At 58.6% G+C, this 26036-nt stretch carries 19 protein-coding genes; 7 read left to right on the top strand and 12 right to left on the bottom strand.

Annotated elements, in window-relative coordinates; translation table 11 throughout:
• The first annotated feature begins 48 nt into the window (after nt 1–48).
• Together H8K27_RS00855 and H8K27_RS00850 are read left to right on the top strand one after the other, a co-directional pair.
• Nucleotides 49–984: a peptidylprolyl isomerase gene (locus tag H8K27_RS00855; RefSeq protein ID WP_186861349.1), complete on the top strand. Its 936-nt coding sequence runs from the start codon at nt 49–51 to the stop codon at nt 982–984.
• A 162-nt stretch (nt 985–1146) separates the two neighbouring features.
• The gene (locus H8K27_RS00850) at nt 1147–3327 is read left to right on the top strand and encodes a C1 family peptidase (protein ID WP_186861348.1); all 2181 of its coding nucleotides are present in this window, start codon (nt 1147–1149) and stop codon (nt 3325–3327) included.
• Between the two features lie 20 nt (nt 3328–3347).
• Here H8K27_RS00850 and H8K27_RS00845 read toward each other — a convergent pair whose 3' ends face one another.
• The 3 genes from H8K27_RS00845 to H8K27_RS00835 form a co-directional block, all read right to left on the bottom strand.
• Nucleotides 3348–4685: an alpha-amylase family glycosyl hydrolase gene (locus H8K27_RS00845; protein WP_186861347.1), complete on the bottom strand. Its 1338-nt coding sequence runs from the start codon at nt 4683–4685 to the stop codon at nt 3348–3350.
• 298 nt (nt 4686–4983) lie between these two features.
• Complete coding sequence (locus H8K27_RS00840) at nt 4984–7242, bottom strand: DEAD/DEAH box helicase (RefSeq protein WP_186861346.1); 2259 nt, start codon at nt 7240–7242, stop codon at nt 4984–4986.
• Between the two features lie 287 nt (nt 7243–7529).
• The gene (locus H8K27_RS00835) at nt 7530–8504 is read right to left on the bottom strand and encodes a 1-aminocyclopropane-1-carboxylate deaminase/D-cysteine desulfhydrase (RefSeq protein WP_186861345.1); all 975 of its coding nucleotides are present in this window, start codon (nt 8502–8504) and stop codon (nt 7530–7532) included.
• Nucleotides 8505–8651: 147 nt separating this feature from the next.
• Between H8K27_RS00835 and H8K27_RS00830 the strand changes: the two genes are divergently transcribed.
• The 3 genes from H8K27_RS00830 to H8K27_RS00825 all read left to right on the top strand — a co-directional run bounded on the left by H8K27_RS00830 (nt 8652) and on the right by H8K27_RS00825 (nt 11477).
• Nucleotides 8652–9314, top strand: coding sequence for a GGDEF domain-containing protein (locus H8K27_RS00830; protein ID WP_186861344.1), 663 nt, complete (start codon nt 8652–8654; stop codon nt 9312–9314).
• Nucleotides 9307–9435 (top strand): hypothetical protein, encoded by a 129-nt coding sequence (locus H8K27_RS16605; protein WP_268976618.1) that lies wholly within the window; start codon nt 9307–9309, stop codon nt 9433–9435. The genes H8K27_RS00830 and H8K27_RS16605 overlap by 8 nt, the downstream gene beginning before the upstream one ends.
• Before the next feature lie 62 nt (nt 9436–9497).
• Nucleotides 9498–11477: a CocE/NonD family hydrolase gene (locus H8K27_RS00825; protein WP_186861343.1), complete on the top strand. Its 1980-nt coding sequence runs from the start codon at nt 9498–9500 to the stop codon at nt 11475–11477.
• A gap of 219 nt (nt 11478–11696) precedes the next feature.
• Here H8K27_RS00825 and H8K27_RS00820 read toward each other — a convergent pair whose 3' ends face one another.
• The 5 genes from H8K27_RS00820 to H8K27_RS00800 form a co-directional block, all read right to left on the bottom strand.
• Nucleotides 11697–12566: a DMT family transporter gene (locus H8K27_RS00820; RefSeq protein WP_186861342.1), complete on the bottom strand. Its 870-nt coding sequence runs from the start codon at nt 12564–12566 to the stop codon at nt 11697–11699.
• Between the two features lie 118 nt (nt 12567–12684).
• On the bottom strand, nt 12685–13440 hold the full coding sequence (locus H8K27_RS00815; protein ID WP_186861341.1) for a LytR/AlgR family response regulator transcription factor: 756 nt from the start codon (nt 13438–13440) through the stop codon (nt 12685–12687).
• A 35-nt stretch (nt 13441–13475) separates the two neighbouring features.
• Nucleotides 13476–14846: a sensor histidine kinase gene (locus H8K27_RS00810; protein WP_230418797.1), complete on the bottom strand. Its 1371-nt coding sequence runs from the start codon at nt 14844–14846 to the stop codon at nt 13476–13478.
• A 108-nt stretch (nt 14847–14954) separates the two neighbouring features.
• Nucleotides 14955–15404: an ANTAR domain-containing response regulator gene (locus H8K27_RS00805; protein ID WP_186861340.1), complete on the bottom strand. Its 450-nt coding sequence runs from the start codon at nt 15402–15404 to the stop codon at nt 14955–14957.
• 152 nt (nt 15405–15556) lie between these two features.
• Nucleotides 15557–18043 (bottom strand): alpha/beta hydrolase family protein, encoded by a 2487-nt coding sequence (locus H8K27_RS00800; protein WP_230418792.1) that lies wholly within the window; start codon nt 18041–18043, stop codon nt 15557–15559.
• 402 nt (nt 18044–18445) lie between these two features.
• Between H8K27_RS00800 and H8K27_RS00795 the strand changes: the two genes are divergently transcribed.
• A complete protein-coding gene (locus H8K27_RS00795) occupies nt 18446–19981 on the top strand; it encodes a peptide MFS transporter (RefSeq protein WP_222610558.1) in 1536 nt (511 codons plus the stop codon).
• A gap of 109 nt (nt 19982–20090) precedes the next feature.
• On the opposite strand, the gene H8K27_RS00790 is transcribed toward H8K27_RS00795, so the two are convergent.
• The 4 genes from H8K27_RS00790 to H8K27_RS00775 all read right to left on the bottom strand — a co-directional run bounded on the left by H8K27_RS00790 (nt 20091) and on the right by H8K27_RS00775 (nt 24265).
• Nucleotides 20091–21266: an acetyl-CoA C-acetyltransferase gene (locus H8K27_RS00790; RefSeq protein WP_186861338.1), complete on the bottom strand. Its 1176-nt coding sequence runs from the start codon at nt 21264–21266 to the stop codon at nt 20091–20093.
• 197 nt (nt 21267–21463) lie between these two features.
• Nucleotides 21464–22024, bottom strand: a complete 561-nt coding sequence (locus H8K27_RS00785) for a phasin family protein (protein WP_186861337.1) — start codon at nt 22022–22024, stop codon at nt 21464–21466.
• Between the two features lie 219 nt (nt 22025–22243).
• Nucleotides 22244–22750: a methylated-DNA--[protein]-cysteine S-methyltransferase gene (locus H8K27_RS00780; RefSeq protein WP_186861336.1), complete on the bottom strand. Its 507-nt coding sequence runs from the start codon at nt 22748–22750 to the stop codon at nt 22244–22246.
• A 6-nt stretch (nt 22751–22756) separates the two neighbouring features.
• Nucleotides 22757–24265 (bottom strand): DNA-3-methyladenine glycosylase 2 family protein, encoded by a 1509-nt coding sequence (locus H8K27_RS00775; protein WP_186861335.1) that lies wholly within the window; start codon nt 24263–24265, stop codon nt 22757–22759.
• A gap of 262 nt (nt 24266–24527) precedes the next feature.
• On the opposite strand from H8K27_RS00775, the gene H8K27_RS00770 reads away from it, so the two are divergent.
• A complete protein-coding gene (locus H8K27_RS00770; protein WP_186861334.1) occupies nt 24528–25991 on the top strand; it encodes an ATP-binding protein in 1464 nt (487 codons plus the stop codon).
• The last annotated feature ends 45 nt before the right edge of the window (nt 25992–26036 follow it).

Raw genomic sequence — 26036 nt, 5'->3', positions numbered from 1 at the left:
AATCACCTTATTTACGCTGCAAAGCAGTACAACCTGAAGGAAAAATTCATGTCGATCAAATCCCGTGTCATTCTGGGCAGCGCGATTGCGCTGCTTGCACTCTCCGGCTGCAACGATAAAAACCAGGCCGCATCTGCCAGCGCCTCCAGCGCTTCCGTTGCCGCCAGCGACAGCAAGGAAGCGGTTGCAGCAACCGTCAACGGCACGCCGATCAGCAAGAAGCAGCTCGACCAGATCATGCAGCAGCAGGCAGCGCAAGGCATGCCGGACACGCCGGAAACCCGCAAGATGGTGATCGACAATCTGGCCATGCAGATCGTGGTCGCACAGGAAGCCGCCAATAAAGGTCTGGACAAGGCACCGGAAATCAAGGAACAGCTCGAAATGGCGCGCCTGTCGATTCTGGCGAATTCCTATGTCAAGGACTACATGAAGACCGCGACTGTCAGCGACGACGCGCTGAAAGCGGAATACGAAAAATTCAAGACCTCCGCCGGCGGCAATGAATTCAAGGCACGCCACATCCTGGTAGCCACTGAAGCCGAAGCCAAAGACATCATCGAAAAAATCAAGAAAGACATCAAATCTTTCGATGCGCTGGCCAAAGTCAAATCCAAGGACCCTGGCTCGAAAGACAAAGGCGGCGAGCTGGGCTGGTTCAATCCGCACAGCATGGTGCCGGAATTTGGCGATGCCGTTGCCAAGCTGGAAAAAGGTAAATTCACGCTGGAGCCTGTCAAATCCCAGTTCGGTTATCACGTCATCCTGCTGGAAGACAGCCGTCCGGTCACCGTGCCTGCGCTTGAAGATGTGAAGCCGGGTCTGAGCCAGCAGTTGCAGCAGCAGAATCTGAAAAAACTGCTGGATGATCTGAAAGCGAAAGCGAAGATCGAGATCACACCGGCACCTGCTGCAGCACCTGCCAGCGCCGCTGCTGCGACACCTGCCCCGGCATCGGCTGCGGCAGAAGCTGCCAAGAAATAAGCATCCGGCGGCGCGGCAGACACCAGTGTCCCGCGTGCCTATGCATCACTGCCCCGTTGCTTTGTTTTTCAGCACGGGGCATTTTTTTAAGTGCAACCTGACCGCGGCCCGGATTACCCTTACCCGATCCTGATTGGCCGCCGTCTGTTCCGGAGAAGCCCGATGCCTGCTGCCAGATCCCTCCGTTTACCCGCCCGCACTCCCGTCCGGCTCGATGCCCGTGCCGACCGGCTCGATATCCGCGACCGCGGGTTCACGCCGGCGGTGCTGCATCTGCCGCCGCAGTATCCGGACGATGCCTGGTTTGCCGGACGGCTTGCCGCCTATGTCAAAGCCGGCATGGTGCTGGATCAGGGCAGCGATGGCGCCTGCACCGGCTTTGGACTGGCGGCAGTCATCAATTATCTGACCTGGCAGCGCGACGCGGAGCACCGCCAGGTCAGCCCGCGCATGATTTACCATCTGGCGCAGTTTTACGATGAATGGCCGGGCGAGGATTACAGCGGCTCAAGCTGCCGCGGCGCGCTCAAAGGCTGGCACAAGCATGGCGTCTGCCGCCGCAGTTTATGGCCTTACACAGTCAGAAAAGACGGCAGTGTGCCCGCCTTTGAAGCACCGCATGCGGGCTGGGCGGAAGACGCCTTGCAACACACGCTGGGCGTGTATTACCGGATTGAAAAAAGCGATATCACGGCAATGCAGGCGGCGATTGCCCAGACCGGCGCGATCTATGTCTCGGCCACCATCCATGCGGGCTGGAACCAGGTACGCAACCTGAAGCAGTCATTCACAACACTGTCGCAGCTGCCGCGAATTCCCGCGCACAGCCTGCATACCGGCGGTCATGCGTTTGCGCTGACCGGTTATACAGAGGACGGTTTTGTGGTGCAGAATTCCTGGGGAACGGACTGGGGACAGCAGGGTTTTGCGGTTCTGGACTACGACGACTGGCTGAGTCATGGCAGCGATGCCTGGACCGTTGCCATCGGCGTTCCGGCGCGAACCGGCGTACCACCGGCAGACGGCAACCGGCAACCGGCGGCGCACACCGCCGTCGCCATCGACGCCGGATTGCCGGCATTGCCCGCCTACCGCTACACACCAGCTGCCCGCACCATGCAGCGCGGTCAGCATGCCTTAAGCCCGCTGACCACCGATCAGGCCTATAACCTGAGCGTGGTCATGGACAGCGGCACCCGCGGAATCCAGCGACTGGTGGCGTTCGCCAGCGCTGCCGACAGCATTGCCCACGTGGTGCAGGCGGCACAAGACTGGCATCGCACGCAAGGATTGCGCTCGCGTTTGCAACTGGCGATCTACGCCATGAGCGGTCTGGCCGGCGAAGAGCAGCAGGCACAGCAAATTGCAGCGCTCGCACCGTGGTTTCTGGCCAATCAGATCTACCCGGTTTTTCTGAACTGGAATAATGGCATGGACACGCTGCCGGAACGCCTGCAGCAAATGGCCGGAACCGGAACCGGGGCTGGAGCCGGTATCGGCACTGGTACCGCAGCGCATCTGTCAGCGCAGGAACAGGCGGCATCGGACCGCCGTCTGGAAGCCGGGGCCGATGCCGCCGGACTCAAAGCAAGCTGGACACAGTGCCGGCATCAGGCGCAGCAGGCAACGGCAGCGGACGATCCGCCGCGCGCATTGCATGTGCTGATCCGCGCGCTGCAAACGCTGTCAGATGCCGCATCACCGGCAAACCGTCCGCAGCTGCATCTGATCGGTCACTCGGCAGGCGCCCTGCTGTGCGGTCAGCTGCTGAACGGCCTGCGCGATATGCCGGTGGCCAGCTGTTCCCTGCTTGCGCCGGCCTGTAATACGGAGGATGCCAGCCGGTATTTCGGCGAAGCGATACGGCGCGGCCAGCTACGCCCTGCGCAACTGCATATCGACGTGCTGGATGCGCAGCGCGAGCAGCAGGATGCGTTTTCCGGGACTTACCACCGCTCACTGCTGACGCTGATTTCAAACGCACTGGAAGACCGTTGCCAGACGCCGCTGATCGGTCTGGCGGACAGTTTTTTCGCAGCGGATCAGGAACACAGGGATAATTCCTGCAACCGCTGGAATCCGGCCTGCCTGCCCGCGCTGAAGCAATGGCAGCAACAGTTCTGGGGCAAGAATATGCCGATCGCGGCTGTCGCCGGAAGCCACGGCAGCACCGTGCTGACAGCGGCGCAGCAACAGCGTCTGCATCTGGTCAGCCGCCGCACGCTGCGCACGTTGTCTGGCGAACAGCCGGTCAGCCACGCGGCACTGGCGCTCGATCTGGATCTGCTCGGCACCCTGCTGCAGCGCCTGCGCGGCAGAAAAGCCTTGCTGGCGCGGCCATAAGGCTGACCGGCAGGTCGTTCTTATTGCACAAACACCCGGTATTCCCACGGCTTTAACGTCATCTGCTGCGAAGCTTTCAGACTGACGCTGCCCTGGCTGAATGGCGAGCGGTACTGGCCGGCAGGCAGATTGCCGGCAAAACTGACCTGCTGCGGCTGCGCGCTCAGATTGAAAATGGCCACCACCCGGTCCTTGCCCTGCTCACGCCGGAAGGCATACACAGCCTTGTCCGCCGAACTAGGGATACGCACCAGCGCACCGCCTGCCGTGCCGTTCCACAGCGCGTGATTCTGCTGTTTCAGATGGAATAGGCGGGTGTATAAATCGCGGAAAGGATGCGGCTTCCAGACAATCGGATCGCGCTCGAAAAATTCCAGCCGTTTATGGTTGCCCGCTTCCTGACCGGAATACAGCAAAGGCATGCCCGGCAACAGAGCCGACAGCACCAGAAAACTCTCCGTCGCATCGCCCAGACGCTCGTATTCCGTGCCTTCCCAGGAGTTCAGGTCATGGTTGGAGGTCTGCACCATGCGGTAGGAATTCGGGTGAAAGCGCTGTTCCGGTCCGGCGTAATAAGCGGCCAGATCATTCGCATTTTTTTTACCCTGTGCGATGTCGCCGAACACATCCTTGAGCTGCCACGCATAAGTCATGTCAAACGCTTTTTCCTGCAGATCGGGTGCTTCGCCTTCGGCCAGCATGAACACCGGGCGGATCTGCTCCAGCGCCGCCCGCGCCTCGTTCCAGAAATCCGTCGGCACCATTTCGGCAACATCGCAGCGGAAGCCATCGACATCAAAATCCGTCACCCAGAAACGCATGGCATCAATCATGTCGTGCCGCAAGCCAGGCTGGCGGTAATCCAGCTTGATGACATCATGCCAGTCCGCCACCGGCGGTACGAAATTGCCTTTGTCGTCTTTCAGATAATACTCAGGATGCGTCCTGACCCAGTCATGGTCCCAGGCCGTATGGTTGGCGACCCAGTCGATAATGACTTTCATGCCGAGCGCATGCGCCGCCTGCACCAGATGACGGAAATCTTCAGCGCTGCCGAACTCGGGATTCACCGCTTTGTAGTCGCGCACCGCGTAGTAGCTGCCGAGCGGGCCTTTGCGGTTTTTTTCACCGATAGGATTAATCGGCATCACCCAGATAATACCGATGCCCATTTTCTTCAGCTCCGGCAGGTATTTCTCAAATTCACGGAAGCTGCCCTGAGGCGAATGCTGGCGGATATTGGCCTCATAAATGCTGGCGTTACCGGCCCAGTCGGGATGGTGCACGGCTGAAACGGTTTGCGCCTGTGCAGGCAGATACAGGGCGCTCAGCAAGCCCAGGATGAAGCGGGTTTTCATGGTTTGTCTCCGGTGTTGATAGGGAAATACCGACTGCATCAGACGACTGCCGGATATCGCAGACCAGCGCAGTCATTTTTGTAGTAAAGGTACATTAACACTGAAACAAAAACAAGGAAACCTTTTAAATCAGCAAAATATTCATCTCAAAATTTAATTCACTTACCAAAAACAATTATTGATTTTGTAGTTTGATTACATATTTTTATGTATATGCTAATAAAAAAACCGACAGGGCCGGGGGCTGATGCACCCTTCCCTGCCGGTTGCGCGGTCTGCGCCGGACAACGTCGTCCGTTTATTTTTTCGGCGGACGCTTTGCTTTGACGGCAGGCTTGCCCTGCTGTTTTTCCATCACGCGGCGATCGCCCCCGGCCACCCGCGGCTTGACAGGGAAATCTGGCTTTTCATGCCCGCCGGCACCTGCCGGACTGATGCGTATCTGCTTGCCTGCAACCCAGACGCCTTTCAGATAATTCAGCAAATCCTTTGGCATGCCATCCGGCAGATCGATCGTGCTGTGATGATCGGCAATCTCGATCCGGCCGATGTAACGCGCTTCTAATCCGGCTTCATTCGCAATCGCGCCAACGATATTGGAAGGCGTTGCGCCATCGGCGCTGCCGACTTCGATGCGGTAAGTCTGCATCGGAAAATCCGCTTTCGGCGTTTTTTCCTTGCGTGGCTTGGCGGCGCGCTCGGCTTCCGACGGTGCCGGAACATGGCGGGCAGCGCGCTCCACGACCTGATTCAGGCGGCTTTCCGCGACCGGACTTCTGACTGCCGCCGGTGCTGATGCTGATGACGGGCTGCGGGCCGGTGCTACTGCGGCGGCTTTTGCGCCCTGCCCGCTGACTGCCTGGATCCGCAAGGACTGGCCCGCCACGCGCACCGATTTCAGATGGTCGAGCATGTCGGCTGACAGATCGTCCGGCAGGTCGAGTACGGTGTAATCGTCGTAGATATCGATACGGCCGATGTACTTCGATTCAATGTTGGCCTCGTTCGCAATCGCGCCGACGATATTACCCGGCTTGACGCCATGCTCATGGCCGACCGCGATGCGGTAAGTCCGCATGCCGGGTTCCGCCACGCGCGGGCTGTGTTCGCGGCGCGGCGCGCGTTCGGCACGTTCGCCATGCTCAAAACGGTCAGCGCGGTCGCGCGAAGGGCGCTCGCCGCGGGCCGGACGTTCATCGCGCCAGCTCTCATCGGGTTTCGGATCACGCCGGCTTTTATCGAGCAGCAGCGGTTCATCGCCACGCGCCATTTTTGCCAGCGCCGCAGCAATTTCCATTGCCGGAATATTGTGTTCCTGTTCGTAGCTTTCGATCACTGCGGCAAATTCTTCCAGCCCGCCTTGCGCCAGTGTGGTGGTGATCTGTTCCTTGAAACGGGCGATGCGCACATTGTTGACGGTCTGGATAGTCGGTAGCTCCAGCGGTGCCACCGGCTGACGGGTGGCGCGCTCAATCGCTTTCAGCAGATTTTTTTCGCGCGGCGCGATGAACAGGATCGCCTCGCCGCTGCGCCCGGCGCGGCCAGTGCGGCCGATACGGTGGGTATAGCTTTCGGGATCATACGGCACGTCATAGTTGATGACATGACTGATGCGCTCCACATCCAGCCCGCGTGCTGCCACGTCGGTCGCTACCAGGATATCGATCTTGCCGTCCTTCAGTTGCTGGATGGTGCGTTCGCGCTGCTGCTGGTTGATGTCACCGTTGATCGCAGCGGCAGAAAACCCGCGCGCATCCAGCTTTTCCGCCAGCTCCTCGGTACCTTGCTTGGTGCGGGTGAAAATAATCATGCCGTCAAATGTTTCGGCTTCCAGGATGCGGGTCAGGGCATCGAGCTTGTGCATGCCGGACACCAGCCAGTAACGCTGGCGGATATTGTCGGCCGTGCCGGTTTTGGCTGCGATCGTGACTTCCGCCGGCTGGTTCAGATAGGTCTGGGCAATGCGCTTGATGGCGGATGGCATGGTGGCGGAAAACAGGGCGGTCTGCCGGGTTTCCGGCGTTTCCTGCAGGATGCGTTCCACATCGTCGATGAAACCCATGCGCAGCATTTCATCGGCTTCGTCCAGCACCAGAGTTTTCAGTGCCGACAGATCGAGCGATCCTTTGTCGAGATGATCAATAACCCGACCCGGCGTGCCGACCACGACATGCACGCCACGGCGCAGCGCCGATAATTGCGGTCCGTAACTCTGGCCGCCGTAAATCGGCAGCACATGAAAGCCCGGGATATAGCGGGCATACGTCTGGAATGCTTCGGCCACCTGGATTGCCAGTTCGCGGGTCGGCGCCAGCACCAGCGCCTGCGGTATGGTCTGGCGGGTGTCGATGCGCGACAGCACCGGCAAGGCAAACGATGCCGTTTTACCGGTACCGGTCTGGGCCTGACCGAGTACATCGCGGTTAGCCAGCAAATAAGGGATGGTGGCCGCCTGGATTGGCGACGGGGTTTCGTAACCGACATCCTGCAAAGCGCGCAAAATCGCGTCACTCAGTTGCAGATCGGAAAAAGAGATGGGAGAAGTGGATTCAGACATGGCGATACTCGCAAGTTCGCTCGAATCGCGGGATGCGACAAGAATGCGACAGACAAACCCGCAGTTTACTCCCTTGTCATGCAATCAGGGCGAAAACAGCGGCAATCTGCTGCCGAAATGCACTGAAAACCGGTTTAAATGTCAGGAACACACCGGATATTGCATCGGTTTTCCTGTTTACTGACGATACTGCCCGGTTTTAACAAAGCCGGGACGGTCAGACAACGGCCGAGTAGCACGCACTGGCAGCACCGCGGCTTTGCGTAGGCAGCGGACGGAGACCGTCATCACCACAAACGCCGCACTGTCTGCACGTTACTGCCCGCAGGTGATGGGTGTTGATGTGATGTAGCCCAGCCGCGCAAGCCCTGCAAGCCGCCGGTGTGCACCGCCAGCACCCGACTGCCAGCCGGAAGTACGTTTTCCAACGCCAGCTGATGTAAGGCATAAAACATTTTTCCGGTATAGACCGGTTCCGGCAGAATACCGGTCTCTTCTGCAAAGCGCTGACAGAATGCGCTCAGTGCAGGGCTGATTTTAGCGTAGCCGCCGTGGTGGAACTGGGTTAACAATTGATAATTCTGCTGTACCGGGTAACCGGCTTCACGTTGCAGCCTGGCGATATCCCGGTGCAGATACTCTGCCTGGCGCAGGACAGCAACGCCCAGCACCTGGCTGCGTCCCGCCAGCCCTGCCAGCACGCCGGCCAGCGTCGCGCCGGTACCGCAGGCAAGCGCCACCTGATCAGGCACAAACCCCAGTTGCGCGATGGCCTCGTCCGCCAGCTCCGCCACGCCATGCAATGCCGCCGCCGCGCTGCCGCCCTCCGGCAGCCAGACATGTTGCGGGCCGGACTGTGTCACATGATGCCGCCATGCGTCGGGTTCCTCGCGCAAGCGGCGGTAATCGTCGCGGCTGACATACTGCACCTGCATGCCCAGCGCCCGGCAATCCTCCAGCATGGCGCTGTCCATGCCCGGCGCCGCCCTGACCAGCAGGGTCGCGCTGTGGCCGTGCAACACGGCAGCGTGCGCCAGCGCATGCAGATGATTCGACCAGATGCCGCCCATGCTGACCAGATGCGCGCGGCGTCCATTCAGCGCCAGCAAGGGATATTTGAGTTTGCGGAATTTATTGCCGGACACCAGCGGATGCAGCAGGTCATCGCGTTTGACCCATACCTGCAATCCGGGAAACAGCTTGCTGTCGATACGCTGGCAGGGTGAGGCGGCGGCTGAAAACACGATGCGAAAGGAAGTCACTCAATGGTAAAGTGGCATTGTACGCTGACATTGCACGTCCGCTGCCGGCAACCCGTTCCGGCACCGGCAGACAATGCGCGCTGCGGGAACGCACTGCCGCGGGCATTCACCCGAATTCCCGCAACCCGGATTTTTCCTGGAGAGGACATGCCTGCCGATTTGAATCAGCCCCTGACGAAAGCCAGACAACAGTTATCGCAACTGATACAGCAGATTAAAGAAACCGGCCAGCAGGATAATCTGCTGCCGACGCTGGAAACCGTGCTGACCCAGCTCGAAGGAATGACGCAGCACGACCATCTGACCGGGGCGCTGAACCGGCGCGCGCTGCTGGCAGCGCTGGAAGCCGAACTGGCGCGCTCTTACCGCACCGGCCACACTTTCACGCTGGCCGTCATCAGCATCGACGGGCTGGAGCAGATTCTGGAACAGCATGGACAAGCTATCGCCAAACAAGTCCTGCAGCTGATGGCGCAGGATGCGCTGAAGATCCTGCGCACACTCGATTCGTTTGGCCGGGTCGCCGCCAATGAATTTGCGGTCGTGATGCCGACCACCTGGCTCGATCAGAGTCTGAAAGCGCTTGCCCGCGTCCGGAAGCGGCTGACAGAGCGTGACTGGAACACGCTGGCGGCCGGGTTGCAGGTCAGCTTTTCGGCCGGCGTGACCACCAATGCCATCAAAGACAGCGCCGACAGCATGCTGCGGCGTGCCACAACAGCGCTGATGCAGGCCAAAGCAAAAGGCCCGGACAGCCTCGCAGAAGCCGAGCTGCCCTTGCCGGATTTTGATCCGAATGCGCATGAATAAACACGGTGACGGCTCTCTGGCATGCCGCCGCACCGGCGCAGAAACCGGTGCCGGACTGGCAGCGGAACTTATCGTGCCGGTGCTTGCCCAAGTCTGCTGTACCGGCCATCCCGTCAGATAAAGCAGCGCCACACCCGCGACCGGCCCGGCACGCACAACATCCATCACATTACGGGGAATACTATGATCAGACCAAGCATACTGGCGTCGCTGCTGGCAGCGCTGTGCGCAACCGGCATCGCCGCGCAGGCCGGTGCGGCGAACACCACCACCGCAACATCAGCCGGCATTGCCGTGCAGGGCCAGGGAAACAGCAGCGACGATCTGACCAGTGCGCTCAAACAGCGTGCCGAATTCATCCGCGAGCATTACAGCAAATTTGAATACCGCATTCCGGTGCGGGACGGTAAAACCCTGTTTACTGCGGTATACATGCCACTGGATGCCAGCGCCAGAAAAACCTATCCGATGCTGCTGGTGCGCACCCCGTATTCAGTCGCACCATATGGCGCCGAGAATTACAAAGCACAGCTCGGCCCGACAGCCGAATATGAAAAAGAAGGCTATATCTTCGTGTTTCAGGATGTGCGCGGCACCAATATGTCGGAAGGTGAATTTGTGAATATGCGGCCGCATATCGACGTCAAGAAATCCAGCGCCGATATTGATGAAAGCTCGGACACGTACGACAGTATCGACTGGCTGGTCAAACATATTCCGCACAACAACGGCAAGGTCGGGCAATGGGGGATTTCTTATCCCGGCTTTTACACGTCTGCCGGCGCGATTGATTCGCATCCGGCACTGAAAGCGGTATCGCCGCAGGCGCCGATTGCCGACTGGTTCCGCGGCGACGACATGCATCGCAATGGCGCTTTCAATCTGCAGATGGGCTTCGGATTTTTTTACAATTTCGGCCAGCCGCGGCCGCAGCCGACCGATCAGCGCGGCTGGAAGGATTTTCCTTTCGGCACGCCGGATGGTTATCAGTTTTTCCTCGACCTGGGGCCGCTGTCAAACGTGAACCGGCTGCATTTTAAAAACGGTATTTCGTTCTGGAACGATTTCATCGCGCATCCGGATTACGACCAGTTCTGGCAAAGCCGCAACCTGCTGCCGCATCTGAAAAACATCAAGGCCGCGGTGCTGACCGTTGGCGGCTGGTATGACACCGAAGACCTGTACGGCCCGCTGCAAACCTACCGCGCCATCGAAAAACAAAACCCCGGCATCCGCAACACGCTGGTGGTCGGCCCGTGGACGCACGGCGGCTGGACCCGTACCGATGGCGAACGGGTGGGCGATGCCGGTTTCGGCTACAAGACGGTGAAAAATTACCAGCCGGTCGAGCTGGCTTTTTTCCGGCATTATCTGAAAGACGGCGAGCAACCCGTGCTGCCGGAAGCATGGATGTTTGAAACCGGCGCCAACCGCTGGCGCAGCTTTGACAACTGGCCGCCGAAAGACAGCCGCGAGCAGGCACTGTATTTTCACGCCAACGGCCGTCTGAGCTTCACACCGCCGGGTGCCGGTGAAGACAGCGGATTCGATGAATACATCAGCGATCCGCAAAAACCGGTGCCGTACACCACCGAGATCATGACCCGCTGGAGCAAGGAATACATCGCCGCCGACCAGCGTTTTGCCAGCCGCCGGCCCGATGTGCTGAGCTGGCAGAGCGAGGTGCTGGACAAGGATGTGACGCTGGCGGGTCCGCTGCAAGCGAGCCTGTTCGTCAGCACCAGCGGCACCGATGCCGACTTCGTGGTGAAGCTGATTGACGTCAATCCGCCGGATCTGAAAGACGGCAACGTCAACCGCGGCAATCAGCAGACGCTGGTGCGCGGCGAACCGTTCCGTGCGCGCTACCGCGAAGGTTTTGACCAGCCCAAAGCCTTCGTGCCGGGTGCGGTGACGCCGGTGAATTTTGGCATCAACGACGTGTTCCACACTTTCCAGCGCGGCCACCGCATCATGGTGCAGGTGCAGTCGAGCTGGTTCCCGTTCATCGACCGGAATCCGCAGACGTTTGTACCGAATATTTTTGAAGCCAAAGACAGCGACTTCGTGAAAGCGACGCAGCGCGTGTATCACAGCAGCGGACAGGCCAGCGCCCTGAAGGTGCGGGTGCTGCCGTCACTGGATGCCGTTGCGGCACCGTAATCACCGCGCGGCACTCCGGTGCTGCGGCGGATGCGGTGGGTGTGCCTTACGGCTCCCGCCGCAATATGCCAGTCTGCCCCATCCTGCCCGGCCAGCCCGGGCATTTTTTATTTTACAGGGGAGTATCTGCCAAAAACAGGCTGATGCCCTTATGAAACAAGGGGATTTATACATACTCCCCTCGAGTATATTCGCCATCAAAAACGATTCACATGGTGCTCAGGCCACACTTTTCGGCGCATACACCACCAGCCAGGTCGCCAGCACCACACCTGCGCAACCGGCCAGCGTGCTGAGAGTAATGGCCTCTCCCAGGAACAGATAGCCCCACAACAGCGCAAACAGCGGGATCAGGAAAGTCACGGTCAGCGCCTTGGTCGGCCCGACATCGCTCATCAGCCGGAAATAAATCAGATACGCCACCGCGCTGCACAGCAGTGCCAGCGCCGCTGCCGCCAGCACGACCGGCATGGGCGGCACCGCCTGCAGCGGCGTCATTGCCATGAAAGGCATTAATACTATTGCCGCCCCGAGCTGCGAGCCGGTTGCCATCTGCATGGCGCTGATCTGGCCCGATACTTTTTTGGAATAAATTCCCGCCAGCGCATAGCAGACCGTGGCGCCGACGCACGCCAGCACGGCCAGCAGCAGCGTGCCGCTCCATTCCACCGGCCCCAGCCGCACCAGCAGGGCAACGCCCGTCACGCCAGCCGCCATGCCCAGCACCTTGCGCGGGGTGAAGCGCTCCCCGAGTAACAGCGCGCCCATCACCGCGCCCCACAAGGGACTGGTGGCATTCACAATGGCGGAATAGCCGGCTGGCATATGAATCGCAGCGAAGGAATACAGGACAAACGGCAGCGCCGAATTGACGGTGCCCAGCACCAGATAAGCGCGCCAGTTTTGTCCCGCCTGCAAGGGTTTGCGGATGACCAGCATATACAGCATCAGCGCCAGCGTTGCCAGCGTGACGCGGATTTCTGCCGTCCACAGCGCCCCCAGCACCGGCGCCACCACCCGCATGAATAAAAATGATGCCCCCCAGATTGCCGCCAGCGCCAACAGGCGCATCAGATCGCTACCGCGCATACCATCCCCTGAAATTGAAAACCGGGCATCAGCTTAACAAAGAAGCGCCGTCGCCGCTGGCCGCTTCCGGACAGATGATGCGGCCCACACTCACAGGGTGACGCTGGCCGGTCGTGGCTTACATCGGTTTGAAACGCCAGGCGTATGCCTGACTGACGCGCAGCTTTTCCGGGCTGCCATGCAGCTCCACGGTATAGCGTCCCATGTCGTCGCGCTGGGCGCGTGCAATCGCATCGGCGCGTACCACAGTGCCGCGGTGGATCTGCCAGAACTGATCGTGATCGAGACCATCCAGCAACTCCTTTAACGGCTTGCGGACATGCGCTTCGTCCTGCGCGCTGACGACGCGGGTGTATTTTTCATCCGAACTGAAAAACAGGATTTTCTCCACCGGGAACATCTTGATGGTGTCGCCGACACTCGCGCTGATCCAGCGGATGCGCTCTGCCGCCTGTCCGCGGATACGTTTGTCCAGCTCGGCCATCAGCTGGCTGATATCCGGTGCAGCCTGTTTACTGGCAAGCCGCGCCTGGAGCCGTTCAATCGCTTCCGCCAGCCGCGGCTGGGCAACCGGTTTCAGCAGATAATCAATCGCTCCGGCGGCAAAGGCATCCATCGCATAGCTGTCGTAGGCGGTGGTGAACACCGCATGGCAACGGCCTTTGACCGCATGCGCCACGTCCAGCCCGGACATGCCCGGCATGCGGATATCGAGAAACGCCACATCGGGCTGATGGCGGTGAATCGCCTCCAGCGCATCGGCGCCGTGTTCGCATTCGGCCACAATCTGCAGTTCCGGCCACAATGCTTCCAGCATGCGGCGCAATTCCTTGCGCGGCAAATCTTCATCTTCTGCAATCACGGCGGTCATCATGCTTTGTTTTCCTTATTTTTCTTTCGTGTCAGAACTCACGCTTCCAGCGGCAGTGTGATGATCGCTGCGACACCGCCTGCCGGACGTGCTTTCAACACCAGCGCCGCCCGGTTGCCGTACATCGAAGCCAGCCGTTCGTGGATATTTGCCAGCCCGATACCGCTGCCGCTGCTGCTGCCGCCGAAACCGACACCGTCGTCTTCAACCCGCAGCTCCAGCACCGGCGCGCCCTGCTCCACGCTGCGGCGCGCCGTGATGCGGATATGCGCCGCGCCGACCTTGGGTTCAACCCCATGTTTGACGGCATTTTCCACCAGCGAGATCAGCATCAGCGGCGGCACCGCGGCATCATCCAGATCGCTCTCGACACTGAAACTCAGGCGCGGAATGCGGGCCTGCATCAGGCTCAGGTAAGACCTGGCTGCATCGAGCTGCTTTTTGAGGCGCGCCTGCACCGAGCTGCCATCATCGCGTAATTGCGGAATGGTGGCGCGCAGATAATCCACCAGATGATCGACAATGCTCACCGCCCGTTCCGGTTCCGTCGCTATCGCAGAACGCACGCCCGCCAGCGTATTGAACAGAAAATGCGGCTCCACCTGTGCCACCAGCACCGACAGCCGCAGCTCGGCTTCGCGCTGAATTGCCTTTGCCCGTTCGGCTTCTCGCTGGCTGTTGGCGGCCTTGAGCATATTTCGCTGTCTGGAGAACAGCCATAAATCATAGCCGCCGCCAATAAAAATACTGAGTCCTGAAATCAGTAATCCAATGTAAAACCCTTGCCAGAAATCATCCGGTATCGCGGTTTCCGGCATACCGGACGAATGGCCGTGATAGCCATCCTGAAATCCTTTCCAGAAATCGCGGAAGGCATCGCTGATCACATGCGTTTGTTTTTCCTCTGCGATAACATCGGCCTGCTTTTCAATGGAAATGCCTCTGCTGTTCATTTTCAAGGCAGTTAATACCGGAACATGATGATGCAGCATATTCTGGGTCAGCTCGCGGGACAGGCTAAATATGCCCAGACTAAATATCATGCCTGTCACGATTGCCAGCACCAGACCGCGCCATTCCTTCTTCTCCGGATAGGCGCGCTGCCTGACCCAGACTGCCAATGCCGGCCCGACCAGATGAAAACTGGTGCCAGCAATTGCCAGCGGCACCCATGAAATAAACATCGGTCGCCAGTCGCTGCCGCGCACCAGGGGCACCGAAAGCAAATAGAGCATGACCGGAACCAGGGTGCCGAGCCAGGCAATGGCGCGGTAGCGATACCAGGTTCGTGAAAATACAGGATAGTTGCGGGCACGGGTCAGCCAGAATTCGCTCTTTGCCGCCACTTCCGTCGGCAAAGGCTGATCGTGTTCCGATGTTTGTAACGCTGAAATAGTGCTGTCAGTCATGATGATTTCCCTCAGAAGCGCTCAGTCTACGCAACGATCACCGGCATCGGGTGAGCGACGCGACGAAACAGCGCTTCAGGAGATAAACGCCTGTTTTCACCGGATCAGTCAGGAACTGGACTGACGTCCGGCTGGCGGTAAAGACGCATCTGATTCCGGTATGGCAGGCTGCGCGGCCGCCTTTTGCTGACGGGCGATGCGCAGGATGGTGTTGCGAATGGACGCCAGCACGGCAACGGAATTGAACGGTTTGACGATGAAACCATGCACACCGCGCCGGTGCGCTGCCTGCAGCGTCGGCGCATCAATGGTTGCCGACACCATGAACACCAGGGATTTCGGCAGGTCTGCACGCAGCTGGTCGATCAGCAGCATGCCTTCTTCGTTCGCCTCGCCGATGTCAATACAGATGATCTGCGGTTTGAGTTTGATGACCCGCGCCAGACTGGCGGGCGCCAGATTGGCGTCGCCCACCACTTCATGCCCGCCATTGTTCAAAACAGAGGTCAGCAGGTTACGGGCGACGGCATTGGCATCCAGAATGACCGCTTTGAGCATAGGGAACCTGTAGAAAGAAAAGCTTTTTGCATCTTAATGCAAATTTTCCGGAAAGGTGAAAAAAGACAAAGAAAGCAACATCTTGCCGGCATTTTCTTTGCCGGCAAGATGCCTGATCTGCCGCATCCTTGCCGCAGACCCGGTGCGCAGCCTCAGTTCCCCGCCTCGCCTTTTGCGTTTTTCACATACAGATCCAGCCAGCGATCCTGCTCCCACAGCATGTGCAGGATCGACTCGCGGGCGCGGTAGCTGTGACTTTCGTTGGGCAGCATCACCAGCCGGGTGACAGCGCCCAGCCCCTGCAATGCCTGATACATGCGTTCGCTCTGGATAGGAAACGTGCCGCTGTTGTTGTCCTGTTCGCCATGAATCAACAGGATCGGGTCTTTGATCTGGTTGGCAAAGTTAAATGGCGACATGTCCTGATACGTCTTGCGCGCCTGCCAGAAATTGCGGTCTTCCGACTGGAAGCCAAACGGTGTCAGGGTGCGGTTATACGCGCCGGAACGCGCAATACCGGCCCGGAACAGGCGGGTATGCGTCAGCAGGTTGACGGTCATGAAAGCGCCATAGCTGTGACCGCCGATCGCAATCCGGTTGCGGTCGGCCACACCCAGCCGCACCACTTCCTCGATCGCTGCCTCGGCGCTCATCTTCAGCTGTTCGAGATAAGTATCGTTCGGCTCTTTTTTGCCTTCGCCGATGATCGGCATCGTCGGACCGTCCAGCACCACGTAACCGCGCGCCAGCATCACCTGCGGCCCGTTATACGAAATACGGTTGAATTTATACGGTGAGCCGGCTACCTGTCCGGCGGCTTCAGCGGTCTTGAACTCGCGCGGATACGCCCACATCAGCACCGGACGCGGACCGTCCCGTTTCGGATCGTAGCCGGGCGGCAGATACAGGGTGGCGCTCAAATCCACTCCGTCTTCCCGCTCGTAGCGGATCTGCTGCTTTTTCACACCACGCAATTGCGGCAGCGGATGCGCAAACTGGGTCAGCGCACGCGGCGCTTCGCCGCCAGCCAGATCGCGGACATAAAAATTCGGTCTTTCCTCATTCGATTCGCGGCTGGTGATCACGCAGCTGCCTTTGTCGTTGAGCACAGCAATCACTTCTTCGTAATAGGGCGCCTGGGAACGGAACAGCCGCACCGCCTGCCGGTTCACGAGATCATAACGGTCCAGAAACGGCCGGTCGCCTTCCGGGCTGGCGCCGGTGCCGGTCAGGAAAATCGCCTTACCGTCAGCGCTGGTGCGCAGCACCTGGCGGCCGGCTGGGTTCAGCACCATGACCGGTGTGCCGGGATGCGCATACTGGTCTTCCGATTTGCGGCTGAATAATAATTCCGGCTTTGCATCCGGCACGCCGGGACGGATACGCCAGGTGCGCGTATCGCGCGACTTCCACCAGTTTTCGGTCACCAGCGCGAGCTGATCGCTGCCCCACTGGATGCTGCCGAAACGCCAGCCCAGTTCCATGATTTTTTGCGGCGGACTGTCAAATGGCGCGGCCTGCTGCCAGATCACATCATGGACTTTGACATGCGCTTCGGGATCGCCGCCAGCCTGCGCTTCCAGCCAGTAGAGCGTCGCCGGTTTATCATGCCGCCAGCCAACATCACGCGGCCCGGCCTGGACCGCGTCATTCCCTGCTGGCAAGCGCTCACGCATGGGGCGTTCCGCGACTGTCCTGACTTTCTTTCCGGTATCGCTCCATACCTCAATCAGCTGACCGAACCGGTCAATCGGCAAGGTGGTGGAATACGGCCGGCGCAACTGGGTCGTCAGGATCAGCCGTCCATCCGGCGACACCAGCGCCTTGCTCAGCGTCATGACCGGACCGGTGCGCCGTATCTGCCCCTGCAGGTTCACGAAAGCCAGCTGGGTCTGTAATTGCCAGTCCAGCAGGTCCGCATCGGCAGGCGTTTTCAGCATATCGGGATAAGTCCGGTTCTGCGTCAGTTTGCCGCCTTTGCTTTCCAGCGCATTCGGTCCTGACGGAATCGACGGTGCCAGCGGCAAGGGTTTCTGATGCTGCGGTAACAGGCGCACAAATAATTGTTCGGAACCGTTGCTCCAGGAAAATCCGGCACTGGTGATGGCATTGAGCCGCTCCGCAATCAGGCGGTGCGCCACTGCCTTGCGGACATCCAGCAACCACAGTTCCACGCCGTCGTCGGCCCAGCGGCTGAACGCCACCCAGCGCTCATCCGGTGACCACAAGGTTTCGGCAATCCGTGCCCTGGCTGGCAAACCACTGACTTCACGGATCTGGCCGTTCTGGATATCCAGCAGGCTTAAGCCGGTGCCGAAATCAAACTGGCTGGCGGCGCGGGTGCGCGGATTGATGCGCAGGCCGGCCAGCTTCAGTTCCGGCTGTGCGACTTCGGCAATCCCGGGCAAACCCGGCAGACTGATCAGCAGCGCGTTTTTCTTCTGCGGCCCCAGCTTGAATTGCGGTCCGCGCGGCGCATCCACAATCGCCTGCAATTCCGGCGGCGGCAGTCGGTATCCGCCGGGCTCTGCCGTCTGCGCCGTGCCGGCGGCATTGGTCGCCAGGCTGGAGATTGGTGAAACAAATATCAGCGCCAGCGCTGCCATCAGCAGCACGGACGTTTTTCGGGTTAACAGCAAATGCGTCTCCGGAAGATGAAAATGATGGAAATTTGAATCATATCGCGTGGCAGTCGCCTGCCGCCCACAGCGGAGCATAGCACCGTCCCTGGCTGCACCAAAATCTTTCAGTCAGACCGCACCGCTCAGGCAGCCGTCCGGTTTGCTGGTTTTCCGGCCGACCGTGCACGCCATACAACAGTCCGGTTGCAGGGCAAACTGGCTTCAAAGTCCTGATGACGCTTGATTTCAGCGCTCCTGGCATACATTTTGCTGCGTCGCAGCATATGTCTTTCTTTATACGTTTTCCATCGTGGTAAGCTACGCGCCGAATTGACTCAATTCACACCATTCTGGCGTTGGCACTGAAAATATATTTGCTAACGAGTCATTATCTAATTAAAACCAAAAACGGAGCGCAGTTTGAACACAATTCAAAACAACGGGACGCACACTATCTTAGGGCATCCCGACAGCTTATTCGTCCTGTTCTTCACAGAAATGTGGGAACGTTTTTCTTACTACGGGATGCGCGCGCTGCTGGTGCTGTTCCTGGTCACAGAAACCGCCAAAGGCGGCTGGGGCTGGACCCGCGCTGATGCCACTTCACTGTACGGCTGGTACACCGGTCTGGTTTACCTGACCCCGATCCTCGGCGGCTATATCGCCGACCGCTTCCTCGGCAGCCGGCGCTCCGTGGTGCTGGGCGGCTTTATCATCGCGGCCGGACATGCTTCGCTGCTGTTTGATACGCCAACCATGTTTTATACCGGCCTGTCGCTGGTCGTGGCTGGCACCGGTCTGTTCAAACCGAATATTTCCGCCATCGTCGGCCAGCTGTATAACAAGGACAATGAACATGCGCGGGATTCCGGCTACACCCTGTTCTACATGGGTGTGAATTCCGGTGCTTTCTTCGGCATTCTGCTGTGCGGCTATATCGGCGAAAAAATCTCCTGGTCGTATGGCTTCGGTCTGGCCGGTGCGTTCATGATTCTGGGAGCGATCCAGTTCTATCTGGGCCAGGGCATTTTCGGCAATATCGGCTTATCCCGCGCACAGCAAACCACGCAGGTTAGTGCACCGGCTGAAGCGGAGCCCGAAGCACACATCGTTGCTGACCGCATCAAGGCAATTGGGGTATTTTCTTTCTTCACGATTTTCTTCTGGTTTGCTTTTGAACAGGCTGGCGGCTCAATGACGATCTTCGCCGCGGACTATACCGACCGCACGCTGGTTGGCACAGCGGGCATGACCTTCAAAATCATCAACAGCCTGATGACGGTGATTCCAACCATAATCCTGAGCTGGCTGCTGGTAAAACTGGCCTCCGGCACAGCCAAGCGCTATCTGCTGTCCAATCTGCTGCTGGTGGTGTGCCTGGGCCTGATCTGGGCGCTGGTGCTGTGGATGCTGGACCGTGAATTCTCACTGTCGCAATCGAGCGTACCGGCTACCTGGTTCGGTGTGCTGAACTCGTTCTTCCTGGTGATTCTGGCACCGATGTTCTCGAAAATGTGGGACAAATACTGGAGCCCAAGCGGCCCGGTCAAGTTCGGTACCGGTCTGGTTCTGCTGGGCCTGGGCTTTGCGGCGTTGTCTTACGGTGCTGCCGGTATTCCGGCGGGTGCCAAAACCGCATCGGTCAGCATGATTTTTCTGATCCTGGCCTACTTCTTCCACACCATGGGCGAGCTGTGCCTGTCGCCGGTCGGTCTGTCATATATCAGTAAGCTGGCACCGCCGCGCCTGCTGGGCCTGATGTTCGGCGTCTGGTTCCTGAACACGGCAATCGCCAATAAACTCGCGGGTCTGAGCGGTAGTTATATCGACAAAATCTCAGAAGCTTATTCGCTGTCCACCTTCTTCCTGATCTTTACGGTCATCCCGATCACAGCAGGGATTGTGATGATGCTGTTGAACAAATGGATGGCTAAAAAAATGCACGGCATCCACTAAAATTCGCATTCACAAATACGTGTATTAAAAAAAACCCCGCCATTATCCGTGGCGGGGTTTTTTATTGGAAAAATCCCGGAATCAGGCGCCTGCTGAATGCAGGCTGACATCAACGCTCAATCGCCAGCGCGACGCCCATGCCGCCGCCGATACACAGGCTGGCGAGACCTTTTTTGGCATCGCGACGAATCATTTCGTGGATCAGGCTGACCAGGATACGGCAACCGGATGCACCGATCGGGTGACCAATCGCAATCGCACCGCCGTTCACATTGATCTTGCTGGTATCCCAGCCCATTTCCTTGTTCACACCAATTGCCTGCGCTGCGAACGCTTCGTTGATTTCCATCAGGTCGATTTCCTGATGCGTCCAGCCTGCTTTTTTCAGGCACAACTGCGCTGCAGGCACCGGCCCCATGCCCATGATGGTCGGATCGATACCGGCAGAAGAATAGGCCTTGATGCGCGCCAGCACCGGCAGGCCGAGTTCTGCCGCTTTCTGGGCAGACATCATGATGACGGCAGCGGCACCGTCGTTCAGACCGGAAGCGTTACCGGCGGTAACGGTACCGTTTTTATCGAAAGCCGGACGCAGGCCAGCCAGCGATTCCAGCGTGGCGCCGTGCTTGATGAATTCGTCGGTATCGAAAACAGTCGTGCCTTTTTTGGACACCAGCTCGACCGGAATGATTTCGTCCTTGAACTTGCCGGCCTTTTGCGCGGCTTCCGCCTTGTTTTGTGAAGCCAGCGCAAATAAATCCTGCTCTTCACGGCTGATGCTGTATTTTTTCGCGACGTTTTCAGCAGTAATGCCCATGTGGTACTGGTTATACACATCCCACAGACCGTCCACGATCATGGTATCAACCAGCTTGGTGTCACCCATGCGGAAGCCGTCGCGCGAGCCGTTCAGCACGTGCGGCGAAGCGCTCATATTTTCCTGACCACCGGCAATGATGATGTCGGCGTCGCCAGCCTTGATGGCCTGTGCCGCCAGATGTGTGGCTTTCAGGCCGCTGCCGCAGACTTTGTTAATCGTCATGGCAGGCACCATGTCCGGCAAACCGGCTTTAATCACCGCCTGGCGGGCGGCATTCTGCCCGACACCCGCAGTCAGCACCTGACCGAGCAAGACTTCATTGATCAGGTCACCGGAGAGGCCGGTTTTCGCCAGCAATCCTTTGATGACGATGGCGCCCAGTTCGGATGCCGGAATTTTTGCCAGTGAGCCACCAAATTTACCGACGGCAGTGCGGCCGGCAGCTACGATAACGACGTCTTGCATATTCATTCTCCTGTTTTTATCAAATGACACGGTAATTGCAATAATAATTGATGTGGAACGCCAGCTTGGACTATACCCGCCAAAGATTACACCAGCTTGACCCTGCTCTGCTGCCGCGCCGGAATTCCGGACGAAAAAAAAGCTCCCGGGGAAGACGGGAGCTTTCGGTCAAGACCAGATCGGTGTATTGATCCGGCTTATTTCTTCTTGGCAGTCGCTTTTTCAGCAGCCTGTGTAAATTGCTGAGTGGCCTTGGTCAGGTTTTCTTCCATTGTCTGCACAGCCTGCTTGGTTGTCTTGGACAGTTGCTCGTAACCGGCATTGATATTGCCGACCACGGTTTTCAGTGCAGTCACAGCCTGCTCGGAACCTGCCGGTGCATTCTTGGTGACTTCGTCGATCAGCGTGATCACTTTGGTGTTGGTTTCAGCGATATGCGCTTCAACTGCCTTGGTGAACTCTTGCTGGGTGGCGGAAGTGATGCTTGCCAGGTGACGGCCGTATGCCAGCGCTTTTTCTGCGCTTGGCTGTACCTGTGCTGCGCTCAGGTTAAAGAATTCCTGTGGGTCTTTTGCGCTCAGCAGTTGCTTGGCAGTGGCCGTGCCTTCTTCAAAGCTGGCTTTTGCTGCGTTGACGTTCAGGGCAACCAGTTGCTCCAGGCCTTCGAATGCTTTTTTGTTCAATGCAGTCAGGGAGGCAAACTGGGCTTCCAGGTTGGCTTTGGTTGTAGCGATAAATTGTTCAGGTGTCGTTGTCATGGCTATGCTCCGGTGTGGGGGGATTAAAATTGGCAGCGCCTTCCATGATTTCAACTTATGGTGCACCGCAACAATTACGATTCTACACGTCTTTTCCCACCGGTCAAGCATTTTTTGTGCATTGCAACAAATATTTTAAAATAATTTCCCGGCACCGGCTTTTCATTAGTGCAACAACCCTTTATTCATGCGGCTTTCCGGATGATTTCAAGCATTTTTTCAGATCAGGAAATTTTCTGAAAAACCGTCTTTTTCTGCCTCTAATTTCAGCAATGCCTGCTTATTTTTTAAGCCACCGGCATAACCGGTCAATGCTCCGCTGGCAGCGATCACGCGGTGGCAGGGCACGATAACCGATACCGGATTCCTGCCATTCGCCGCCCCGACCGCCCGTACTGCCTGCGGCTTGCCGAGCGCATTGGCCAGCTCGCCATAACTGCAGGTCCGGCCATAGGGAATACGCAGCAGCTCATACCAGACTGCCTGCTGAAACGGTGTGCCCGCCGATAAATCGAGTGGAATCGTAAATTCCTGCAGGCTGCCAGCAAAATAGTCCTGTAACTGCGCTGCCGTATCCAGCAACAGGGAGTCCGCCGTCGTCTGCTGCCAGTCCTGCAAACCTTTGAAATGCCGGTGCTGTTCAAAATAGACGCCGGCCAGTCCGCGTCCGCTGGCAGCGAGGTAAAGTTGTCCTAAGGGACTCATCCATTGCATATATTTCATCATCGTCACCTACATAGAAAGAGATTGCCACAGCCACAGTGCGGCATAAGAACGCCATGGCGACCAGTCGCCGGCCCGCGCCAGCAGCTGCTTTTCAGTACAGCGCGGATGACCGGGATGCAATGCCGCTGCCGCTTTTTGCAAGCCCAGGTCACCCGCCGGAAATGCATCCGGAAAGCGCAACGCCCGCATGGCGATGTACTGCGCCGTCCATTCACCGACGCCCCGGATGGCTTTCAGTTTCGCCAGTACCTGTTCCAGCGTGCTGCCCGGTGCCAGCTCGAAACCGCGTTCCAGCGCAAACCGGGCGACCTGCTGCAGACTGGCGGCACGCGCTCCCGGAATGCCGATACCGGCCAGTACTTCGGGTGCTAATGCCGCCAGCGTCGCCGGCTCCGGGAAGTGGTGCGTAATGCCGGGAAACGGTGTCGTGCAGGGCGTGCCGAAGCGCTGCACCAGCCGTCCGGCGACTGTGGTGGCGCCAGCGACGCTGACCTGCTGACCGAGCACGGCACGGATCGCCAGCTCAAAGCTGTCAAATGCACCCGGCACCCGCAGCCCGGGATAACGCTGCACCACCGGCGCCAGCAGGCTGTCGGCAGCCAGATGCTGGCGGATCACCGATGGATTCGCTTCCAGATCAAATTGCTGGCGAACCCTGGCCAGCAGGGGCATCAGTACCGGCGTGAGTTCCGGCGCCACCTGCAACTGGAGCTGATTTTTTTCCGGACAATGGCTGACCTGCAGCCAGCCCTGATAACCATCGAGCCGGACGCTGCGGATGTAACTGCGCTGCCCGCCCTGGCCGGTCACGCACTCCAGCCCCGGCATCGCTCTGCCTTGCAGATAAGCGGCAACGGCGTCCCAGTCGTACGGCGGACGGTATGCCAGACGCAGCAGGATGCCATCGCCGCGTTGTCCGGCAGCACGCCGGATTTCCCCTGGTGCCAGCTGATAGCGACTCTGGAACAGCGCATTGAAGCGCCGCACGCTGCCAAAGCCGGCGGCAAACGCCAGCTCCGCCATGCCCAGCCGGGTTTCCTGCAGCAGTTTCTTGGCAAACAGCAAACGCTGGGTCTGCGCCAGCTCAACCGGACTCACCCCGAATTCCTGCAATAGCACCCGCCGCACCTGGCGCGAAGACAGGCCGATGCGGGCAGAAAAAGATTCCAGCCCGTCTTCATTCAATGCGCCTGCCGCGATCTGTCGCCAGATTGCATGCGCCAGATTTTGCTGCAGGGCGTAAGGCGCCAGCTCGGGACGGCAGCGCAGGCAGGGCCGGTAACCGGCGGCTTCGGCGGCCGCAGCGGACTTGAAAAAGGTACAGGAACTGAGGCGCGGGGTTTTGACCGTGCAGATCGGGCGGCAGTAAATGCCGGTCGTGCTGACACCGGTAAAAAACACACCGTCAAAGCGGCTGTCTTTCGCTGTCAGCGCCCGGTAATAGTGCTGGCGCCCGGCCTCGTCGCCGGATCCGTTGCTGCCGGGGTGCGGCAGGTGTGACGCGGAAGTTTTCATTTTGCTCAGTCATGCCTGGCTGCAACAGCCGGACAAATATCTTTCATGTCAATGATTGTTGAATGGGCTGGTTATCCGCCGACAATCTGTTTTACTATGGATCAATACGGTTCCGGTCATCACCGTTCATCATGTTGTGGTTGTCACTGTTGCCGGCATGATTGCTTACGCAGTGATCTTTGCAGTTCTCTTTATACGCGCCCCAACGCATTTGCTCTAGCCATTTTCGGACAAACAAGTAAAGCCGCCTGCCGTGAAGAATGTGTCGCACACTTTGCAGAGAATTAACCGGATCGCCAGCCGCCATCCGGAGCTGGCACTGCATTTGTTCAGACAATATGCGATCAGGGTCGGCAAAGCGCCGGCGGCACTGCCACCGGCAGAAGCCTTGCGCGAACTGGAACGGGCGCACAATACCATTCACCGCCTGAGTGAAATCGGCAGGGAAATCACATCCAGCCTGGACCGCGATACCATCATGAACATCGTGTACCGGCATGTGCACGAGCTGATCGGTGCCGAAGTGTTTGCCGTCGGCCTGTACCGCCCGGAAAAATCCCTGATCGAATTTCCCTGCAATCTCCTGCGCGGACGGCGCATGCTGCCCTATGTGCGCGATGCCAACGACACGGACTTATTATCCGTCTGGTGCATACAGCATCAGAAAGAGGTCTTCATCAACGATATTCACCGGGAATATGCGCGCTATATCGGCGCCGACGGCTTGCGCAAGCTCACCGTTTTTGAAGCTTATCCGGAAGGCATGCATGAAGTCCTGCCGACCTCGCACATTTATGTACCAATGGTGCTGAAGGGAAAAACCACCGGCCTGATCGCGATTCAGTGCATGCACGCCAATGCGTTTCAGGAAATGCATCTGGACATGGCCAAAACCCTGGCCGCCTACACGGCTATCGCGCTTGACAATGCCGATACCTATCAGCAGCTGGCACAGGCACAGCAGATTCTCGTGTCGCAGGAACGGCTCGCGGCACTCGGCGCGCTGGTAGCCGGCGTCGCCCACGAGCTCAATACGCCGATCGGCAACAGCCTGCTGACCGCCAGCACACTGCAGGAAGAAACCCAGGAACTGAAAAAAATCTTCAACGCCAATCAGTTGCGGCGTTCCGGCCTGGAAAACTTTTTAGACATGCTGGCCGATGCGCAGGAATTGTTGTTGCGCAATCTGATGAACGCCAGCGAACTGGTCAGCAGCTTCAAGCAGGTATCCGCCGATCAGGCCAGCCAGCAGCGGCGCTCGTTCAATCTGTTACAGACCAGCACAGAAATCCTGCGCACGGTGCAGAACCAGATTCAGAAACAGGGACACCATATCGTGCTCGATATCCCGCCCCAGATCACGCTCGACAGCTATCCGGGCCCTTACGGCCAGATCATCACAAATCTGATTCACAATGCCTTGCTGCACGCCTTTGAAGGCCGCAGCTCAGGGCAGATGCGGCTGCAGGCCTGCCAGAGCGGTGCCGACGAAGTCACGATCCTGTTTGCGGACGACGGGTGCGGCATACCGGCAGATCATCTGCGGCGGATTTTTGATCCATTCTTCACCACCAAACTCGGTCAGGGAGGCAGCGGCCTCGGACTCAGTATCGTGCACAATCTGGTCAGCAGCATCATGCGCGGCAGCATCACCGTGCAAAGCACTCCCGGCCACGGCACCAGTTTTACGCTGGTGCTGCCGCTGCACCTGCCGCAGGAAGTCTGAGGTCTTGCCCCCTTCCGGCAGACTATCCACCCATCCATTACAATA

The sequence above is a fragment of the Cognatundibacterium griseum genome (assembly GCF_014284195.1).
GTDB lineage: Bacteria > Pseudomonadota > Gammaproteobacteria > Burkholderiales > Burkholderiaceae_D > Undibacterium > Undibacterium griseum.
Note: the sequence above shows the minus strand (reverse complement) of the source record. Positions and strands in the feature narration are given on the sequence as shown.

Bases quoted from the DNA above. Each gene is read 5' to 3' on its own strand.
- H8K27_RS00855 (WP_186861349.1), top strand. From the start codon at position 49: ATGTCGATCAAATCCCGTGTCATTCTGGGCAGCGCGATTGCGCTGCTT.
- H8K27_RS00850 (WP_186861348.1), top strand. From the start codon at position 1,147: ATGCCTGCTGCCAGATCCCTCCGTTTACCCGCCCGCACTCCCGTCCGG.
- H8K27_RS00845 (WP_186861347.1), bottom strand. From the start codon at position 4,685: ATGAAAACCCGCTTCATCCTGGGCTTGCTGAGCGCCCTGTATCTGCCT.
- H8K27_RS00840 (WP_186861346.1), bottom strand. From the start codon at position 7,242: ATGTCTGAATCCACTTCTCCCATCTCTTTTTCCGATCTGCAACTGAGT.
- H8K27_RS00830 (WP_186861344.1), top strand. From the start codon at position 8,652: ATGCCTGCCGATTTGAATCAGCCCCTGACGAAAGCCAGACAACAGTTA.
- H8K27_RS16605 (WP_268976618.1), top strand. From the start codon at position 9,307: ATGAATAAACACGGTGACGGCTCTCTGGCATGCCGCCGCACCGGCGCA.
- H8K27_RS00825 (WP_186861343.1), top strand. From the start codon at position 9,498: ATGATCAGACCAAGCATACTGGCGTCGCTGCTGGCAGCGCTGTGCGCA.
- H8K27_RS00820 (WP_186861342.1), bottom strand. From the start codon at position 12,566: ATGCGCGGTAGCGATCTGATGCGCCTGTTGGCGCTGGCGGCAATCTGG.
- H8K27_RS00815 (WP_186861341.1), bottom strand. From the start codon at position 13,440: ATGATGACCGCCGTGATTGCAGAAGATGAAGATTTGCCGCGCAAGGAA.
- H8K27_RS00810 (WP_230418797.1), bottom strand. From the start codon at position 14,846: ATGACTGACAGCACTATTTCAGCGTTACAAACATCGGAACACGATCAG.
- H8K27_RS00805 (WP_186861340.1), bottom strand. From the start codon at position 15,404: ATGCTCAAAGCGGTCATTCTGGATGCCAATGCCGTCGCCCGTAACCTG.
- H8K27_RS00790 (WP_186861338.1), bottom strand. From the start codon at position 21,266: ATGCAAGACGTCGTTATCGTAGCTGCCGGCCGCACTGCCGTCGGTAAA.
- H8K27_RS00785 (WP_186861337.1), bottom strand. From the start codon at position 22,024: ATGACAACGACACCTGAACAATTTATCGCTACAACCAAAGCCAACCTG.
- H8K27_RS00780 (WP_186861336.1), bottom strand. From the start codon at position 22,750: ATGATGAAATATATGCAATGGATGAGTCCCTTAGGACAACTTTACCTC.
- H8K27_RS00775 (WP_186861335.1), bottom strand. From the start codon at position 24,265: ATGAAAACTTCCGCGTCACACCTGCCGCACCCCGGCAGCAACGGATCC.